At 30.9% G+C, this 18348-nt stretch carries 17 protein-coding genes; 3 read left to right on the forward strand and 14 right to left on the reverse strand.

Annotated features, from left to right (window positions below; translation table 11 throughout):
* Positions 1 to 111: 111 nt before the first annotated feature.
* The 8 genes from D1816_RS11110 to D1816_RS11145 form a co-directional block, all read right to left on the reverse strand.
* A complete protein-coding gene (locus D1816_RS11110) occupies positions 112 to 1032 on the reverse strand; it encodes a hypothetical protein (RefSeq protein ID WP_118502878.1) in 921 nt (306 codons plus the stop codon).
* 257 nt (positions 1033 to 1289) lie between these two features.
* Positions 1290 to 1757, reverse strand: a complete 468-nt coding sequence (locus tag D1816_RS11115) for a hypothetical protein (protein WP_118502880.1) — start codon at positions 1755 to 1757, stop codon at positions 1290 to 1292.
* Positions 1758 to 1928: 171 nt separating this feature from the next.
* Positions 1929 to 2684 (reverse strand): hypothetical protein, encoded by a 756-nt coding sequence (locus tag D1816_RS11120; protein ID WP_118502882.1) that lies wholly within the window; start codon positions 2682 to 2684, stop codon positions 1929 to 1931.
* Between the two features lie 138 nt (positions 2685 to 2822).
* Positions 2823 to 3608, reverse strand: coding sequence for a hypothetical protein (locus D1816_RS11125; protein WP_118502884.1), 786 nt, complete (start codon positions 3606 to 3608; stop codon positions 2823 to 2825).
* A gap of 27 nt (positions 3609 to 3635) precedes the next feature.
* Positions 3636 to 4703 carry a serine hydrolase gene (locus D1816_RS11130; protein ID WP_118502886.1) on the reverse strand — a complete coding sequence of 356 codons (1068 nt, stop codon included), beginning with the start codon at positions 4701 to 4703 and terminating at the stop codon, positions 3636 to 3638.
* 349 nt (positions 4704 to 5052) lie between these two features.
* Positions 5053 to 5706 carry a hypothetical protein gene (locus tag D1816_RS11135; RefSeq protein WP_066316523.1) on the reverse strand — a complete coding sequence of 218 codons (654 nt, stop codon included), beginning with the start codon at positions 5704 to 5706 and terminating at the stop codon, positions 5053 to 5055.
* A gap of 193 nt (positions 5707 to 5899) precedes the next feature.
* On the reverse strand, positions 5900 to 6730 hold the full coding sequence (locus D1816_RS11140) for a LytTR family DNA-binding domain-containing protein (protein ID WP_118502888.1): 831 nt from the start codon (positions 6728 to 6730) through the stop codon (positions 5900 to 5902).
* Positions 6731 to 6965: 235 nt separating this feature from the next.
* On the reverse strand, positions 6966 to 8138 hold the full coding sequence (locus D1816_RS11145; protein WP_118502890.1) for a helix-turn-helix domain-containing protein: 1173 nt from the start codon (positions 8136 to 8138) through the stop codon (positions 6966 to 6968).
* Positions 8139 to 8437: 299 nt separating this feature from the next.
* Here D1816_RS11145 and D1816_RS11150 point away from each other — a divergent pair, with 299 nt between their 5' ends.
* Entirely contained in the window at positions 8438 to 11017 is a 2580-nt protein-coding gene (locus D1816_RS11150; RefSeq protein ID WP_118502892.1) for a glycoside hydrolase family 3 C-terminal domain-containing protein, read from the forward strand.
* A 422-nt stretch (positions 11018 to 11439) separates the two neighbouring features.
* Here D1816_RS11150 and D1816_RS11155 read toward each other — a convergent pair whose 3' ends face one another.
* A complete protein-coding gene (locus D1816_RS11155; RefSeq protein WP_118502894.1) occupies positions 11440 to 11895 on the reverse strand; it encodes a DUF6252 family protein in 456 nt (151 codons plus the stop codon).
* 462 nt (positions 11896 to 12357) lie between these two features.
* Here D1816_RS11155 and D1816_RS11160 point away from each other — a divergent pair, with 462 nt between their 5' ends.
* On the forward strand, positions 12358 to 12876 hold the full coding sequence (locus tag D1816_RS11160) for a hypothetical protein (RefSeq protein ID WP_118502896.1): 519 nt from the start codon (positions 12358 to 12360) through the stop codon (positions 12874 to 12876).
* Positions 12877 to 12964: 88 nt separating this feature from the next.
* On the opposite strand, the gene D1816_RS11165 is transcribed toward D1816_RS11160, so the two are convergent.
* The 5 genes from D1816_RS11165 to D1816_RS11185 all read right to left on the reverse strand — a co-directional run bounded on the left by D1816_RS11165 (position 12965) and on the right by D1816_RS11185 (position 17621).
* Positions 12965 to 13633: a DUF4386 domain-containing protein gene (locus tag D1816_RS11165; protein ID WP_118502898.1), complete on the reverse strand. Its 669-nt coding sequence runs from the start codon at positions 13631 to 13633 to the stop codon at positions 12965 to 12967.
* Positions 13634 to 13688: 55 nt separating this feature from the next.
* Positions 13689 to 14183 carry a hypothetical protein gene (locus D1816_RS11170; RefSeq protein WP_118502900.1) on the reverse strand — a complete coding sequence of 165 codons (495 nt, stop codon included), beginning with the start codon at positions 14181 to 14183 and terminating at the stop codon, positions 13689 to 13691.
* 183 nt (positions 14184 to 14366) lie between these two features.
* Positions 14367 to 15422: a ribosome small subunit-dependent GTPase A gene (gene rsgA, locus D1816_RS11175; protein WP_118502902.1), complete on the reverse strand. Its 1056-nt coding sequence runs from the start codon at positions 15420 to 15422 to the stop codon at positions 14367 to 14369.
* Between the two features lie 443 nt (positions 15423 to 15865).
* The gene (locus tag D1816_RS11180) at positions 15866 to 16381 is read right to left on the reverse strand and encodes a prealbumin-like fold domain-containing protein (protein WP_118502904.1); all 516 of its coding nucleotides are present in this window, start codon (positions 16379 to 16381) and stop codon (positions 15866 to 15868) included.
* A gap of 136 nt (positions 16382 to 16517) precedes the next feature.
* Positions 16518 to 17621 (reverse strand): YaaC family protein, encoded by a 1104-nt coding sequence (locus D1816_RS11185; RefSeq protein WP_118502906.1) that lies wholly within the window; start codon positions 17619 to 17621, stop codon positions 16518 to 16520.
* A gap of 302 nt (positions 17622 to 17923) precedes the next feature.
* Here D1816_RS11185 and D1816_RS11190 point away from each other — a divergent pair, with 302 nt between their 5' ends.
* Positions 17924 to 18331 (forward strand): BLUF domain-containing protein, encoded by a 408-nt coding sequence (locus D1816_RS11190; protein WP_066316544.1) that lies wholly within the window; start codon positions 17924 to 17926, stop codon positions 18329 to 18331.
* The last annotated feature ends 17 nt before the right edge of the window (positions 18332 to 18348 follow it).

Below are 18348 nucleotides of genomic sequence, written 5' to 3' on the forward strand. Positions count from 1 at the left end.
GCCTGAATATTTTATTCAGGCTTTTTTATTATTTCTAGTTTGCATACTTTTAAATTTAAAGCTTTTATGCTTATACCCCCTTCAGAAAGCAAATATATCATACATTAAAAACTAGTCTTTTTCTTTTGCCTTTCTTTTTAATCTACTTTGATAAAACTGATCTGCAAAACCTGATATTTTTTCATAGAAAGTTGTACCGTTTTTACCTTTCGCTTTGAGATAATAACTTACTTCGGTGAATACCGTAGGATTTTCGGCATCAATAGCAAAACCATATTCAAGTCGACCCTTTAAATATGTTTTCATTTTATCATCATAATCACTTTTATCCAATATAGAATAAACCTCATCCTTTTGAGCATAAATATCTTTTACTAATTGAGGATCCGGTTCCATAGCTTTAGCAAGTTCTTTATCATTTTTAGGGCGATCTTCTTCAGAAACAACCCCTTTTTCGTTCGACGGAAGATTTGTATATAGCTCAGCCAAATGTGTGAGCTCATGTATAATCATTGATTGACGTTCTATATCGTGTTCCATTCCGTACGCATTAAAATAATTCTTTATTTTTTTTGTCAATGCCCATCGTTCATCCTTTACAACTACCTGACCTTTGCCGTCTTTATTTAAAGCGGCATGCCCTCCTTTAGTAGACACGCCATAATTAATATCTTCGGGCATTTGATTGTGAATAGCAAATACCTCATCCAATATATTTGTTAAAACTTTGTCTCCCTTGGCAACTTCGCGCATTTTATTTAGATCTTCGTCATCAAACTTGGCTTGTATTACATTTGAACCTAAGGTTAATTTTACTCCTTGTTGTTTATTATTTACCATTTCCTGTAATTGAATCGCTTGTTCTACCTGCGGGCCATTATCCGCCATTTCCTGTAGTTTTCGCTGAGTAACAGTTTCAGGTCTATTATCGGTAAACTGAAAAGTAGATTCGCCACCACCTTGTTTCTGAGAAATGGTATTTGCTACCGATTGATTTCTATTGTCATGCGATTTATCAGCATGTGTATTCATACTTTTTCTTTTAAAGTTTACCTATTACTTGTTACACTTACTTCCCAAAGGAAATATATGCATTATACAAATTGTTACTTATTTTTTTATTTCGGTTTCAAATAGTAAAATTTCATTTAAAGAATCATCTTCTCAGTAATAGACTTTGAAAATAGAATTTTTGTTTTCAAATGCTAAAACCTGTAAATCAATAGTTTTCAATATGTATTAGATAACATGAATCTGGATATTCTTTTGGCCCTTACCTACTCTGTTAATTATCGGTTTCTCAAAATCCAATTTACACATTGTATATAAGTTGCTCCACCTTTCTGGCTTTGAGGTGGCACATTTCTCTGAGCACGAAGTTGTCTCAAAATCTTGTTCCTTGTACGGCCATCGAAGTTTATACGGGTTTCAGCTAATCCGCCAAACTTCACATGGTCTCCGTAATGCACATGCCAGTAGGCACCTTCCCCAGCGTCATATGCATTGGCACCACCAGCCAATTGAAATACGATTTGTTGTTGTTGCGAAGTATATGCGTCTGTCATTGCTTGCAACTGCGCTACTTGTTTAGCTTGCTGGCTATTATTAGCCATCTCTTGTAGTTTTCTTTGTGTAATTGTACCAAGTCGATTATCAACAAACTGAAACGTAGACTTGCTACTACTTTGCTTTTGAAAAACAGAATTTGCAACCGATTGGTTTTTAATTTCATTCAGTCTATTAGCGTGCGTATTCATATTTTGTTCTTTAAAGTTGGTCTTTATCTACATCTTTTGTATGAGGTGTTTACTTCTTAAAGAGTTCATATACAATATACGAATTATTACAGTGCATTTTTAATTTATATTTCACACTAAGACACCGATAGTAAAAAAGTAATCATGAATTGTATCTATTATTATACGTCGCTACTTTATGACTTTAATGAGGTTATTCTTGGCTAACTCTAAAATATCATGTAATTCTTTTAAAGATATTTCTTTTGCATTATTAAAATCTACCAAAACATGATCATATTTTTTAGGGTATTTTTCTTGTATAGCTTCTCTAACAAATTTTACTGCAGGTCGTAAATGGCGGTATTCTCCATCAACTATAACAGATGATTCATAGAGTGCACAGAATAGACTATGCGTATCGCTTGATTCGCATACTCGATTATCATTTTTATTCCACCTTTTCGTGACTTTTAGAAGCTCAATCGTATTTTCAATAATTTGTACTTCAATCGCACTAGGTTTGAACCAATTTCCTTGTAATTGTGCGTCTTGAAAGTTAAACTCCTTAATAACTATAGGTAATATTTTTGTACCGTCCTCAAAATTCCCTGCATAATACCCATTTGTATATTGAATAAGAGTTGCTATTCGTTCTGGCATATTGGGCCAGGAGATCTCTACAAACCTTTGAACTGTATCGTTTTTTAAGACAGTGAATTCCATGGCAGGTTTTCCGTAAGGAGCAAGAACTATACGAGACAGTGCACGACCATTTCTAAGGATAGTATACCTTCCTTGACACACTTTTCCGTTATCATCTGTATATGTCCCGAACCAGAGTTCTTCTTTTTGAGCAAAAGTAGTACTAGAGAAGAAAAACAGCACTACTAAAAGAAGTAGATTTGAATACAATGTTGATTTGATTTTTTTGATTGATGATTGCATGATTTCTATATTTAAATGATTAAATATAAGAGTCTTATCATATCAAAATGTTACAGTTTGATCAAGTAATAAATTGCATTCTGAAAATAAGGTAGTTAAAAATTGCACGTAACGGTTCTGGCATTTATTTCTGTTTCTCTAAAGAACATTTCGAAGCATTGCGTCTGATAATATGCTTCCTGCAATTAAAAAATAAACAAATAAAAAGAAACGTAACCTCCCACTCGCTGCCTTTATAGGTTCAGAAATTTTAGCGTCATACAAATCATAAGGAAGACTTTTGGCTGTTGATCTTTCTTTACTAAATGCATTATCGGCACTAAAAGCAAGTAACAGAAGTGGATATTTAAGATACGTAACGAGCAGCTCATCTATCATAAGAACAGTTGTGTTTTGATTGACACGTTCTGTAATGGTAAAAACCAAATAAACAACCAAACCGATTAAGAGAGAAAAAATTGAAGTAGTGATTCCTTTTTCATATTTTTTTAATAGATTATTTTTTTTGTGGACATATGTTAAAAGTAAAATTCTTAATAGTTGTGCAACAATAGTAATTAAAACAATTTCACCGATATACATAAAGTATTCAGAATGATAAGGGTCAATATTCCAACGTATATTTATGGAAACAATAATCAATGTGATTGCTATAAAACGTAGTACTAAAATAGGTATGCTATGCGTTATAAATTGCTTTTCTAAATATTTTCCTAAAAGAAATAGTGTTAGAAAAATTATGATAATTTTATAAATATCGAAATTAACCACTGTTTGAATAAAACTATTGGTTTTCAAAACAGGTATTAGGTATGCCGCCAGTAACGCACTTGCAAACCAGAGTAGTAGTAGTATTGTATAAGTAAGCAAAAGAAATTTTATTTTTTCTTGTAACGTGGCATTCTGTTTTGTGTTTGTTATCATTGATTAAATAAATTTTGTGACTAATTTTTAATCTTGATTTTTTAATATTGGGATAAGATACTTCAATACAATGTCGAAAGGTAATTTCCCTTTCCAGTTTCCGTAGTTACTTCCAGTAAAGGTGATGACAGCATTGTAATCTTCCAACACCATCATATATTGACCGCCATTTCCAGAGGCAAAAAGCACTTCAGTTTGGATCTCTTTATATTGCAATACTTCTCGATACCAGAAGTAGCCGTACTTGGCTGAAGTAGTGATAGCATTCTTTATACCCGACCAATACAAAAATGACATTCCTACTTCTATTTCACAATTGGTAGATTCTTTGATCCAGTCGCTACTAATTACTGGCTTTCCCTTCCATATTCCTTTATTAGCCACCAGAATAGCTATTTTCAACATATCCAATGGTTTCATATATGATGATCCTGCGGCATAGCCTCTTCCATCTGGTGTAATCTCCCACTGGCATTTATCTATCCCAATAGGTTCGAAGAGGTACTTATCTGCAAAATCCATTAGTGTTTGACCACTGGTTCTTGATATAATTATTCCGATCAGATCAGGTTCCATAGAAGAATACTCCCATTTTGTTCCAGGTTCGTGTCGTAACGGGATATTAAGAATATAATCAAGCCAATCGTCTGTTTCATACATCTCTGATTCACAGTCAGGTCCCTTATCAAAGAAGCCTTCACAAGCCAAGCCAGATCTCATTTCTAATAAATCTTTTACCTTGATTTTGCCTCGGGAGTCATTTGCCCATTCGGTAATAAATTGCCCTATTTCATCTTCTACTTTAAAAAAGCCCTGTTCTATTGCGATCCCAGCTAATAAACTTGTGATAGATTTAAATGAGGACCTGGTTTCGTGGGGCTTATTTTTGTTGAAACCGTTGAAATATTCTTCAATAATTATTTTGTTATTCTGAGCAACAATGATTGCATCAATATTGGGATATTGATCCGTACCTATATGTTGTTTAAGTTCTATAATTTGATCATTTTTTGATGGTTGACTATAACAACTCAAAGTAAAAAACAATAATGATAGACTTAAAATATGTTGAACTTTATTCTTTTTGTGTTTCATAAGTGCAGATAACAATTCGTACAAGAGAAGTAGTAGATTAAAAATTATAACTTTTCATATAGCAAGATACCCAAAAAACAATAGCAGTTCAAATTGTCACTCAAACTACTATTTTTTTGGGCTTAGATACTCTATTTATAGTAATTCTATTCTTTTAACTGTGCATAAAAGTTTCTTTACAGTTTCTTGGTTTGTCATATTGCTTCTTCTACTTTGTTAAGCATAAATAATTCATAGTGAATATTGTGATTCCTATTATTCATGTACATTTAGTTAGTCTGATTTTTTTTAAATTGGTAATGAAACAAAATTCAGAATTGTAGATGTTTTAATTGTACTAATTAATTTGTTATTTAGGTAATTTTCTTAAGCCATATTTATAAACATAAACAATAAACCCAAATATTATTAGCATTCCCAGAGCAGACGGAATATACTGACTATGTGGTTGGTATTTTTCAAAGACAGTACCGATAAATGCAGCTAAAAGAGCTGAAAAAGCACTAGTCATTTTGTAAATATGCTCATAAATCCATACACGATGTTTTAGGTATTTTTTTCTTGGAATTAAGTACCTCATAAAATCATAGCTGATTATAAAAAGTAGCGCGCCTACTGTGCTATATATTATTATAGGAGACCAAATCATACCAATAGACTTGAAGTAATATAAAAAGTATGCTAAGGTTAAAAGACTAATTATAGCAACGATAATATCAATCCTCTTAGGAATATTTGATTTTAATAATAGTGTTCTATATCCAGAAAAAGCAACATACCCACTTAATACTGTTATGACTAGTAAGAACGTATTTCTTTTAAAAACAAATACACCTATAAAGCCTGTTAGAATAACTATCGAAATAAACCTTAGAAAATATTTTCCGCTAGTATTGTGTATTTTATCGCCCTTAATGCTAATTAAAGCAATTAACCCAAGCAATAGTCCAATTGAGCCAGTTATGATATGTAGTAAAATGTTCGACTTATGTAGTATTTCCATGTCTTAGATTTGGTTAGTTAAATAGATTCTCACTAGAGCAATCAACACGACCCAAATAACTGAAATATAATGAGTCACGAAATCTAAATATGGTGAATAGCCAAGAATACTGGTGAATGGTACTGAAAAAAGTGTGAGCGAATTTTAATAAATTTAATAAAAGAGAGATTGCTCTAAATCTATTAACTAATCGTTACTCGATCTTAATAAGTTTACGAATGGTTGTAGAGTAACCTTTACTGCTGGCAATTGGATCTAATCCATTATTAAAGACTATAAGATAACGACCGTTAAAATGGGGTTTGATCTGCTCGATATGACTTTTATTTACAATGTACTTCCTGTGTACTCTTGAAAAATTTTTATCTAATCGTTTTTCAAGAAAGAGTAGAGAATAATCACATAGCCTTTTTTCTCCTAATAAATTATGTACAAATGAGTAGTTATCAAAGGCCTCAAAATAGGATATATCTCGAATTGGAATTAAAAAGATATTTTCACCTTGCTTTACTGGAATACTCGTAATTGCATCGGTCTCATCTAAAAACTTGTCCGTTTTATTTTTTTGATCTTGTAAAGTCTTTTGATTTTCAATAGACTTTAGGTTTTTATTTTTTTGAAAATCATATTTAAAAAAACTATACCCCAGCACTAAAGAGATAATACCATTAAACAAATACATTTTACCAGCAGACAATGGTTTGAACTGTTGACTGTGAAAAACTAATGATCTTATTACATGTTCTACCTCTGACGCTAATACACCAACCAAAAAGAAAGCTAAAGATATAAATAGGTAAAATTTAATTCTTGTTTTAAAATAGAACTTAAACCAAGATTTATTTAATCCAATAATTATTAAAGTGTACCCAATAAGAAAGCTTGTTGACACAGACTGAATAATCCATTGAATCCAGTTTAGATCCTCGTTTATACTATAATTAGCGGTGCCTATACCAAGACCTACAAATACAATGTGCGGAATAAATCGATTCGCTTGTTTAAAATAAAATGGTATAGCCATTAGTATTATATAATCTATAATTTGCTTAAATCGTTCTTCCCCCAACTTAGCATACTGTATACCTAATCAAGAAAAGAGAAGCAACAAATCAAAAATGCTAATTTTTCACTTAGCAAGATACCTAAAAAAGAAATAGTAGTTCAACTTGTTACTCAAACAGTTATTCCTTTTACACCTTATTGGTACTAGTTTTATTTTTTTATCTGCACATGAAAATTTCTTCAAATTGCAAATTTTAGTATAGCACTTCCAACTCCATCAACTCACAACTAATATCTGTTCGTTGTAACCCACTTACACGAAATAAAGCATTAAAATGTTGTGATTTACCTTGAAGTTGCTTTTTAAACTTAGTAAGCCATTCTTTATTCGTAAACTTTCGCACAGTCGCCATAACTCCAATATCATTATTAGATACAAAATATATTGCGCTTTTTCCTGGACTAAGAGATGAATATGAAACCATAGCATATTCTACTTTTTGAGTAGTTCCAAACTCAGTATTATAGATTTTTTCAGCGTTATTGTTTTTGTATTTAAAACCATCTCCAAAAGTGGTAAACACTTTACTATCTTTTAGAAATAATGATTTTGATAAGTTCATAGTCTTGTATTGTCCTACAAACAAAATGTTATGGTTTTGTACATCTTCGTATTTTAGTTTACTTTCCAGTTCAAGTTGAAAATCTACACCTTCTGAATTAAACCATTTACTCAAAGTTTTAACTGTATATGGTGCCATTTTAGACATGAGTGTATAATCCGTCGTTTTTAATTCTTTGCCAGCATGTTTTTGTGTATATTTAATAAAGTCATTATGATTATTGATTTCTGGATATGAAATCCCATATGTTTGACCATCAGACAGTTTTTCATAAACAATAAACTGGTCAGAAATGACTAGTAAGTTTTGGCTATTCTTATCAAAATAAGCCTCCCAAACAAAACCCGGTTTTTTAACAGCTGTTCTAATAACAAAAAAAGCAACTACAACAAGAAGTAGCCCTCCTATGAGCTTAAGGTATTTGGTTTGAATTGATATAGATTCTTTATTATTGGGTTTAGTTTTATAGTATTCTTCAGTCGATAAAAAACTTAAATTGTATTGTCCTTTATTAATTTGAAATATTACATCCTCATTTTCTATAGTTTCAGCATAGTATTCCTCTATTTTTTTACGAAGCTTATACATATAAGAACGAACTGTACTATTACGTTTGTTTTCAGAGTAATCGATTCCGTAAAGGTCACTACCAATTGTAACTTCATTTAATTCTTCTCCACTAATAGTTTTTTCAACTAAGTATTTCAACAAGTCCACATGAGTAGGTGAGTTTACAAATAATTTATGTGAGCAAATCCGATTTAGTGCTTCTTTAATAACTTTTTTTTTGTTTTCGGTAATCATACTACACAAAAATACTACGATTTTCTAATAAAGCATACATTACATTATACAATTACCTCTCACTTAACAAATGATTAAAAGCTAGATTATTACAAACAAAAAGTCACCGTTGCAGTCACTGTTTTACAACACAAAATTATTGGTTTTTAGCATTTTTAACCAAACCCCAAAGTATTATTGTATAAAGTACAAGAAAGTAGAAAAGTGATTAATTTAAAAGATTAAACATTCTTATAAATACAATTGTGAAAGTTCATTTGAAACTAACCTAAAACAGTAGAAAGATTAAATTATTTAGCATGACACAGAAAAACATTATTTATTGTTTCCTTTTCGTTCTGATGGGATCTTTAAATACTTACGCTCAAATCTGGAAAGATCCAAAGGCTAATATTGATGCCCGTGTAGAAGATCTGTTATCGAAAATGACACTAGAAGAAAAAATAAACTATTGCGGCTCAAGAATCCCCGCGATTGAACGATTAAAAATTCCAAGTTTTGAATGGTACGGAGAAGCTTTACACGGTATAATTGGATGGAACTGCACGCAGTTTCCACAAAATATCGCTATGGGAAGCACATGGAATCCAGATTTAATGTTTGATGTCGCCACTGCTATATCTAATGAAGCACGTGCACTAAAAAACATGGGACAAAAAGAAGTGATGATGTTCTCTCCTACAGTAAATATGGCACGTGATCCAAGATGGGGTCGAAATGGTGAATGTTATAGCGAAGATCCTTTTTTAATGTCAGAAATGGCGAGAATGTACATTCGTGGAATGCAAGGCAATGATCCAAAATATACAAAAACGGTAACAACAGTAAAACACTATGTGGCAAACAATGTTGATACTGGTCGTGAAAAGCATCATTCTATAATCAACAAAAAGGATTTATATGAATATTACTTTCCTGCTTATAAAACTTGTGTTGTAGATGAAGAGTCGACCGGAATTATGACGGCCTTAAATGGATTAAACGGAATACCCTGTTCTGCTCATAATTGGTTAGTAAATGATGTTTTGCGTAAAGAATGGGGATTTGATGGATATGTAGTTGCAGACTGGACAGCTGTTGAAGGTTTAGAAAAAAGAATGAATTATGCTAAAAGTCAACCTGAGTCTGCTGCAATGGCTATAAAAGCAGGTGTTGATCAAGAGTGCTTTAGAAATGACAAAAAACAAGCACCAATGGTTTATGCACTTAAACCAGCTATCGAACAAGGGCTTTTAACAGAAAAAGAATTAGACGTATCTGTTCGTAGATTGCTACGTTTACGATTCATGACTGGTGATTTTGATGATCCATCGCTTAACCCCTACTCGAAAATTCCAGCAAGTATAATGGAATGTGATGCACACAAAAAATTAGCACTTAGAGCAGCCGAACAAGCAATCGTACTTTTAAAGAATGATAATGTACTTCCGTTAAAAAAAAATATCAAAAGTTTGGCTGTTATTGGACCTTTTGCTGATAGATGTTGGATGGGTATTTATTCTGGTTTTCCTAAAAGTAAAGTTAGTCCGTTTGCTGGGTTAAAAAACATGTCTTCTGCTAAAATTAGTTACGCCAAAGGTTGCGAAGTTACCAAAAATGCTACCGATGATAAAAAAATAGCCGAGGCAGTAGCATTGGCCAAAAAATCAGAACATGTAATATTAGTTGTGGGAAATGATGAGACAACCTCGACAGAAAATATTGATCGCAAATCATTAAGATTACCGGGTAACCAGCACAAGCTTATCAAAGCAGTCCAGGCCGTAAATAAAAACATCATACTGGTATTAGTTCCTAGTGGTCCAACTGCCATTACCTGGGAACAGAATACTATTCCAGGAATTATCTGCGCTTGGCCCAATGGTCAAGAACAGGGGACTGCACTTGCCAATGTTTTGTTTGGAAATACTAACCCTGGAGGTAAACTAAATTCTACATGGTACAAATCAGACAATGATTTACCCGATTTTAACGACTACAATATTCAAACGGGGCGAACTTATATGTACTTTCAGGGTAAACCCTTGTACCCTTTTGGCTATGGTTTGAGTTATTCTAATTTCAAAATTGAAAATATAGAGCTTAGTAGAAAAAAAATAAGTGTACAGGAAAATTTAACAGTGCATGTAAACGTATCTAATTTAAGTACTATCGATGGTGACGAGGTTGTACAAGTTTATGTTCGTGACCTTAAAACTTCGCAAAAAACCCCTATAAAAGCCTTAAAAGGGTTTAAGCGTGTTAGTGTACCAGCCCGAGGAACTAAATCGATTAAAATTATACTCCCCTACGAAGCTTTTTCCTATTACAACACTAAAGAAGAACAGTTTATGGTTGAAGAAGGTATGTTTGAAATTTTGGTTGGTAACTCAAGTGACAATATTACAATTGCAAAAACTATAGCAGTTAAAGGAGGCATCGTTCCATCTATTAAAGTAGGCCAAAAAAGTGGTTATTTTAATAGTGAAGATGAGAATCGCTATAAAAAATGGGATTATTTATATAAAGACGGATCTTCTATGAAATCATCAGAAATAAAAGAAGGAAATGATGTTGCGTGGATTGCGTATGACATTACATTTGTTGATCCAGGGTTTTATGTAAATACATGGAATGCCGAATTAAATTTTACCTCATCTACCAAAAAAGCAATTGTAGAAACTTCTATGGCTGGGGCTACAATTGGTTCTTACACAATCTCGGACAAACAATTAATATTACCCATAACGATCCCAATTCCTCCAGAATATGGAAAACCTGTACGACTTAAAATTAAAACCTTAAATGGGGAAGTGAAACACAAATCAATAAAAATAATTCCTCCTGGAAATAAAGAACCTTTTGTGATTAATCGAGTAATAGCAAAATCGAAAAATTAATAGACTATGAAATTGAAGTTTTAATTCTAGTATTACATATAAAAATTCAAGAGTTATAGTATTGGGATTGACCTTAATCAACAGAACTTTTAATGAACACTACCCACAATTTATTTTATAGCTTATTGTCTAGACCTGATTCTTTTAGTATTATATGTTTCTCCTCGATGTATATTCTTTTTAGTAATTAAGGATATATTATTCTTATGATTAATTGTTAACGATTTTTATATGTTATATAAAAATCGTTAACATTTTGGATATACACTAAGTCGAACTTTTAATTTTATATTTTGTCAAATCTTTTATTTCTAATTTAAATCTATATACTGCTGCTACAGATGTATATTAGAAACATATTTATCTTTTGCTTCGAATTGACATTGTCTTTACATCGATGCGTAGTATGAATTTGAGTGAGATTATTTAAATGATGTAGCGCTAAACTTTCCTTCTGATATAGAAAATGCTACATTATTTAAATCCCCTGTGAATGAAAATGTACCTGCTATTTTGTTATCCACAACACTTGAAAGAGTTATTGTACCAGACTCATTTACTGAAGTAAGATTATTACTATTATCGATTAGTGTTGCGGTATAATCATCAGTTTCACCACTAACAATTGTGTACGTACCTGTTTTTAATTCGACCGGTAACCACAGTCGAATTGAATTATTTGTCCCTTTTATATCAATTAGTTTGATTGAATTGTTAGAAAGTACTGATATATCTGATTCCTCTATTAGAGTGTCATTTAATTTATAACTAATAAATGAACTTGTATTTACAATAGGCTCATCATCGTCAGAACTACAGGATTGAAGTGTTATGCTTAAAAAAAATATTATTATTAAAAATGGTTTTACTTTTTTCATGATTATTGTTTGATTTTTTGTTTAATGAAATGTGTTTAAAATTATTTGTGTGTGACGATCAAGAACTATACCATTTCTGGATCAAAATTAGTATGAACGTTAAATGTATGCGAAACAAAAACGAGTGAAAAAAAATGTTAGTTTTCAGATTATATAAGAGTCAAATACACACAAACCTTTTGGTTTACTATAAAACTAAAACATACTTAAATCCATAGACCTTGCATACACCTATCTGCCAATCAAACACTTATTCAACCTTAGCTTTCGACTTCATCAGTGATTTTCAGGCTTCATATAAAATAACCTAATAATTATTTGTACTGGAATTGAACTTTATTATTAACCTTATTTCAGGCAAACGTTATTGCTAGTAAACGGTTTTCTTAAGAAAGGTAAGAGTTAGCTTATTTTTATTTAGAATTATTAAAAATAGAATATATTTACACAAAAAAATTCATTATGAAAAAACTAGCCTATTGCCTTCTAGTGTTTATTTCTTTAGTCAATAATACTATTATGGCACAATCTATAGAAAGTGATAATAATCCAAGGAACATTATTTACATTAATGCTGGTACTCTTTTAGTATATAATTCGGTCAATTTAAATTATGAACGTCGTACTTGGCATTCTGATAACGGTTTTTTCAAAAATTATTATTTGAATCTTGGAGCCGGTATTTTTAGTAGAAATTCTGGATTTGCACCTGGTCCTAATTCAAAGGGAATTGTAAGTAGCTTAGGCCTAATCGCACTTACCGGAAAAAGTAATGGTCACTTTGAAACTGGCCTTGGTGTTTCCGTGAATATAGAAACCGATATAACTAATGATGACCCTGAAGAAGGTTTTGAAAAAGAGACCTTCGTTTTACCAAATATAATCATAGGGTATCGATATCAAAAAGAAAATGCACCCATGATTCGCTTAGGGATTGATTTTCCAAGGGGTATTTATATGGGTTTTGGTTATGGATTTTAATATATAAACTTTGTTTTACAGATCCTGTTGATTATTTATTTCTGTTATTTCTATTACTAATCAGAAATTTTTCGCAACGCACAAATCTTCAATTTACTTTCGATGTTTTATGTTTGAGCATAATAATTCCAATCCAAACAAACCAAAAAATCTGTGTTAACCCAAAAATGGCTCCTACATCTTTTAGCCCGGGTATCATGGTTATTATACCAGAAACACCCACTATTAATCCAAGAAAATTTAATGCCTTATGAAATACTTTTTCTCTTAAACCATAACCACTTATCAGAAATACCCAAAGGCCTCCAACGACCTCAACACCACCTCCAAGTCCATTCTGGATAGATTCAATTATTCTCCAGGATGTGAGTGCTACAGTATTATTTTCTGTAAACAAATCATCTACGGTTTCTAAACCAATATTAGCAATCATACCACTAGAAATAACTAAACATGACCATATAAATCCAAGAATTGGTATGACTTTTATTCCTATAAGAGATTTATCTTTAAAGTTTTCATGAATAGCAATTGTAAGCGGAATTAGAACTAAACCAAATATGACATAAATAAGCAAATTCCAGCATTGAAACAATGCCTTATTATCGAGAACAAATTTCAATTTATCAAGCTCGGTTTTATCTGTATCCATAGCGGGAGCCATAAAAAAGAAAAGAACTACAAAACCAATGATATATAAAACTGCCTCAATAATACCAGCTATACCTCCAATTTTTTGATTGTTCATTTTAATCATCTTGCTTATTTTCAAGGAAGACGACTAAACCTAGAATTTGTTACAGATCCTTACTTTATTTGACTTCTATAAACTGGGTACTTAAATATAGTTGTTTCCAAACTCCATCTTTATGATTTCCAACCTTAAAATTATAGGTTGAATCATTTACATACTCCCACATATCTGTTACGTTAGAACCACCATATTCATATTGATAAATGATATTTTTATCTTTTGAAAATACTACACCCTCGGTCAATCCGCCAAAAACATCAAACTCCCAAAATTTAATGCTATTTGATTCTTTATCAAATTGCCTTATTCCATGATTTCGTTTTCCTAATTTAGTTTGTTCTTTATCTACAAATCCAATAGCGTTTGTGATAACCAGGGTACTATCTAAAGAATACTCAAACTTAATTTCTTGTACAAATTTACTTCCGTCTCCCCAATTTCCTTCTGCTCTCCAAGTTTTCTCAACAAGGTTGCCAAACATTGAAAGTTTTGAATCTTGGCTAAAGACTTTAATAGAAACAAAAAAAAGTAATATTACGAATACGTTTTTCATAATTGTATATCATATTTAATCTGAAATGCATTTTTATGCTGCTCTAAGTTATCTCTAAAACATGAAAATATGTAAACTTTAGCTTGATTTTTTCATTTCATATATACAAAAAAGCCTACTTAGAAAGTCTATTCAATTTTCTAAGTAGGTTTTACTAGCAATTAATTTTACACCTTGTTATATTTATTTCTTATTCTGTTTTTTTAAGTTTTTAATCATTTTACCAAATTTTTTATCTTTTTTTCGTTTTTCAGAAACAGTTAATTCAAAGTGAGTTTTTTCCTTCTCCATCTTTATATAATTTTTATATGACGCTTTATTAATCTTATTAGTATCAAGTGCTTTTAACACTTCACACCCTATCTCATTAATATGTTTACAATCTGAAAATTTACATTGTTCAGATAACGCAACAATCTCACTAAAGGTATCTTTAAGCCCACTTGATGAATTCGTAATACCCACTTCTCTCATACCGGGATTATCTATTAGAATTCCTTTTTCTGTAATAATCAATTCTCTATGAGTCGTATTGTGTTTTCCTCTGGTAATACTTTTACTTATTTCTCCGGTAAGCATTATATTTTTACCCGCCAAATTATTAATAAGAGAAGACTTACCAACTCCAGATGAACCTAAAAGGCAATATGTTTTACCTTTACATAGGTATTCTTCTAATCTTTCAAATCCTTTTTGTGATGCATTACTTAACCACACTAATGGGATTCGTTTTATACGATTTTGAATAGAAGTAATTAAAGATTTTAATTTACTATCATCTACTAAATCAATTTTATTTAAAATAATGATTGGCTTGATATTAGAAGAGTTACAAATAGCTAAGTACCTTTCTATTCGGTTTATATTAAAATCTCTATCAATTGCTTGTACGATAAAAGCATAATCAATATTAGTGGCAATTATTTGTATTGCTCCCGATTGACCAACAGCCTTTCTTGATATCATTGAATATCTAGGTAGTATTTTATGAATTATTGAGCTATAGGAATCATAAATCATCAACGCAACCCAGTCTCCTACCGCTGGAAAGTCCATGCGACTATTTGCGGTATACCTTAAATTACCTGTGATTTCTGCATCATATTCACCTTTTTCTGTTTTGACAACATATCTTTCTCTATGTTCTGAAATAATTCTACCTATTTCAAAATCTTTTAGATTATTTTCAATTCTTAGTTTTTCTATTTTTTTGTTATATCCAAGGTTTTCTAGTTCCATGTCTTATAAATTTGAAAGATCGTGACAGACTCTCTTATACATACAAATGATAGAGATGAAATTTGAATATTTAGAGCATTTACGTGAATAAGCTCTATATTAACCCAAATAATAATAAGGAGGTCACAATCCATGTGATATTTAATGTAAAATGTAAATAAGTAGTGTAGCTTCGAAAGGTTTTTCGAAGTTAAGAATGATAGTCAATACGTAAATTGACTATCTATTTTACAATATCCAAATATGATATTACAGACATAAAAAGTATTAAGTACTATTATAGTGATGATAAAAGTACGAAATATATTTTGTTTCTTCTTTTTTCTAGAAAGTAGTAAACTAGTATTCGTATTAAGTAAGGTATTTTATGAACGATAAGTTTATTTGCCAAAAACGCGTTACATTCTATATAAACTTTGTTTAAATCTTACACATTAATCGTTTTAAAAATTAGTCATTTTAATACTCTTGGATTCATTTTCAGAAAGAATAACATGTTGCATTAGTCCTCCTCCAGTTTTTTCCCACAACATAAAAGCTATGATATAATACTCACCAGCAGGAAGATTACTAAATTCAAACTCTCCATCTTTATTACACATAGTTTTTATGGTATAATGATATCCTTTTGGATCAGGAGTAAATTTAGGAATCCCATCTTCAATATGAACATAACCTGAATTTGTATTGCGATAAATATGATTTAATCTTTCTTGGGTATATTGGCAATTTGGCATTAACTCTATTCTAAATTCTTCCCCGAAGCGTATCTGACCATTTTTTGATTTAAACTTAGCAGTTCCCTTTATTTGACTATTACCTTTGGTCTTAAACCAACTTACTTCTTGATTCTCAAATTTATTTACTATTGTAATTGGAGTATCATTTTTAGTTTTTTTCTTGTCAGCGCAATTAATACATAAAAACCCAATTATAATTAGTACTAATTTATGTTTCATATTATTAGAATTAATTTTCTGACACGTTTACTATATTTCGCAGATTACTATTACCTAATCTACTTGAGATTGGTGCTAAGTTAGCTATAAATACTTTGCTCTTATTTTTTACATAAAGGACTATACAGAACATTACTTATTCGATTTTTGCCATAGGGATTGCACAAATTTGTTTTGTAATATGACTTACCATGACATAAAAAAACTGAATTGGACAAGAAATTATAGCTTCATTAATAATCGGTTGGTAGGCTCCTTTTAAGATTTCTTCATTTAATGTGGGGCGATATCTTGCAACTGTTCCTATGTAATAGGCAAAACCTAAAAAAGACGAAAGTCTATGAAGACGATAAGGTTCTAAGTCCAAATAATAACGATACCCTTGTCTGGTTAACATTGGTGTAATATTTAGTGCATTGATATCATTTACTATCTTTTTATAACACATTTTCCAACTCGTATCAGAGTTTTTAGTATATGCCGTAGAAAAATGCGACTTAAAATATTTTCTTTTCGAATCATTTTCAACATCCAACTCAAAAAGTTTTTCTTTATAGATTCCTTTACGCAGCTTATCTACTTTCATTTGCTTATCAAACTTCTTTTCGTAGCTAAGCGTATAAAATAATCTGTTTCTATTCTTGTTGGTGCGAATGGTAATTTCTATCGGTAAAAATTTTCTTTTTTTATCAAACAGATTTAATGCATATCCTATTTCATGTACCTCTGGTAATTCCCATAGGATATCTTTAAACTTTAAATCTACTCCATCCCCATTACTAATTTCTTTTCCTAAAACTTTTGCAAATTCATGAAAAATAGATATCCCTCCCCCATTAGGGTTAGCTAGTTTTAATTTATCTTTTGAATCCGAGGGTAACGATAAACCATGATGCTCCACTTTAGTCTCTAATTCATATCCTTCTATAATCAAATAAACTTTAACCAGATTAATAAATGAGTAATATAACAATGTACCTTTTGACGGCATTTTAGCCTGCAAAGATGAGTTATAAAAATCACGTGATAATTGAGTAAAATATCTAGCCTTAATAAGTTTTTTTCTCATTTTGGTCGAGTCACGTTTAATAGAGTTAAACCAGCTATCAATCCATGCTTCTAAATATCCCAATGGATCTGATGTCAAACTAAAAAGAGCACCCGCATCATTTTTAAATGGAAAATATTTTACCGTCTTATATTCTCGTAGGGCTACATCTCCAATGTCTTCTAATTTCATTTGGCATCTATATTTACTAAGCTTAATTATGTGATTATATTATGAAGTATAAATATAGAATCTTTTGTATACTCTAAATAATTCTATTGTTACAATTTTATAATCAGATACTATTTCTAGATCCTTAAAAAGAACACCACACGTATAACCATAACATATTCTACAATAGAACTACCCTAAACCCGTAATAATTTCGAAATAAAACAATAAAAATGGCTGTTAGTTTTATATAGTATTCAATGAATTTATAAATTTATTTAAAAGTTTGTACATTTAAGTGTTTCTGGTCAAAACCATTTAAAATGAGATACACTATTAGCTATGTAAGTACTATCAACTCAAGCTTATCAAAATCTGAGGTAAAAATGCTAATGGATTTTGTTAAAGATCGTAATAGTATATTAGGAGTTACTGGCATATTAATTCATACAGAAGGTAATTTTTTTCAAGTGCTAGAGGGGGAACAAGAGCTCGTGAAGTCTTTATTTAAAAAGATCAAAATAGATGATCGACATCATAGTATCATCAAAATGCTAGATACAACAACAGATAGCACTTCTTTTTCTCAGTATCATTCTTCATTTACGGTGGTGTCAGAACGGGATGGTCAAAATGAATTACGTCAATTTCTAAAAAAAGAAAAAGAAAACAATCCTGGGCATTTTAAAAGTATATCATATTTGACTAAAAAAATCATGAATATTTTATAAAATACTTCAATACAGGT

This window comes from Aquimarina sp. AD10 (assembly GCF_003443715.1).
GTDB classification, from domain to species: domain Bacteria; phylum Bacteroidota; class Bacteroidia; order Flavobacteriales; family Flavobacteriaceae; genus Aquimarina; species Aquimarina aggregata.

Bases quoted from the DNA above. Each gene is read 5' to 3' on its own strand.
- D1816_RS11110 (WP_118502878.1), bottom strand. From the start codon at position 1,032: ATGAATACACATGCTGATAAATCGCATGACAATAGAAATCAATCGGTA.
- D1816_RS11115 (WP_118502880.1), bottom strand. From the start codon at position 1,757: ATGAATACGCACGCTAATAGACTGAATGAAATTAAAAACCAATCGGTT.
- D1816_RS11120 (WP_118502882.1), bottom strand. From the start codon at position 2,684: ATGCAATCATCAATCAAAAAAATCAAATCAACATTGTATTCAAATCTA.
- D1816_RS11125 (WP_118502884.1), bottom strand. From the start codon at position 3,608: ATGATAACAAACACAAAACAGAATGCCACGTTACAAGAAAAAATAAAA.
- D1816_RS11130 (WP_118502886.1), bottom strand. From the start codon at position 4,703: ATGAAACACAAAAAGAATAAAGTTCAACATATTTTAAGTCTATCATTA.
- D1816_RS11135 (WP_066316523.1), bottom strand. From the start codon at position 5,706: ATGGAAATACTACATAAGTCGAACATTTTACTACATATCATAACTGGC.
- D1816_RS11140 (WP_118502888.1), bottom strand. From the start codon at position 6,730: ATGGCTATACCATTTTATTTTAAACAAGCGAATCGATTTATTCCGCAC.
- D1816_RS11145 (WP_118502890.1), bottom strand. From the start codon at position 8,138: ATGATTACCGAAAACAAAAAAAAAGTTATTAAAGAAGCACTAAATCGG.
- D1816_RS11150 (WP_118502892.1), top strand. From the start codon at position 8,438: ATGACACAGAAAAACATTATTTATTGTTTCCTTTTCGTTCTGATGGGA.
- D1816_RS11155 (WP_118502894.1), bottom strand. From the start codon at position 11,895: ATGAAAAAAGTAAAACCATTTTTAATAATAATATTTTTTTTAAGCATA.
- D1816_RS11160 (WP_118502896.1), top strand. From the start codon at position 12,358: ATGAAAAAACTAGCCTATTGCCTTCTAGTGTTTATTTCTTTAGTCAAT.
- D1816_RS11165 (WP_118502898.1), bottom strand. From the start codon at position 13,633: ATGATTAAAATGAACAATCAAAAAATTGGAGGTATAGCTGGTATTATT.
- D1816_RS11170 (WP_118502900.1), bottom strand. From the start codon at position 14,183: ATGAAAAACGTATTCGTAATATTACTTTTTTTTGTTTCTATTAAAGTC.
- rsgA (WP_118502902.1), bottom strand. From the start codon at position 15,422: ATGGAACTAGAAAACCTTGGATATAACAAAAAAATAGAAAAACTAAGA.
- D1816_RS11180 (WP_118502904.1), bottom strand. From the start codon at position 16,381: ATGAAACATAAATTAGTACTAATTATAATTGGGTTTTTATGTATTAAT.
- D1816_RS11185 (WP_118502906.1), bottom strand. From the start codon at position 17,621: ATGAAATTAGAAGACATTGGAGATGTAGCCCTACGAGAATATAAGACG.
- D1816_RS11190 (WP_066316544.1), top strand. From the start codon at position 17,924: ATGAGATACACTATTAGCTATGTAAGTACTATCAACTCAAGCTTATCA.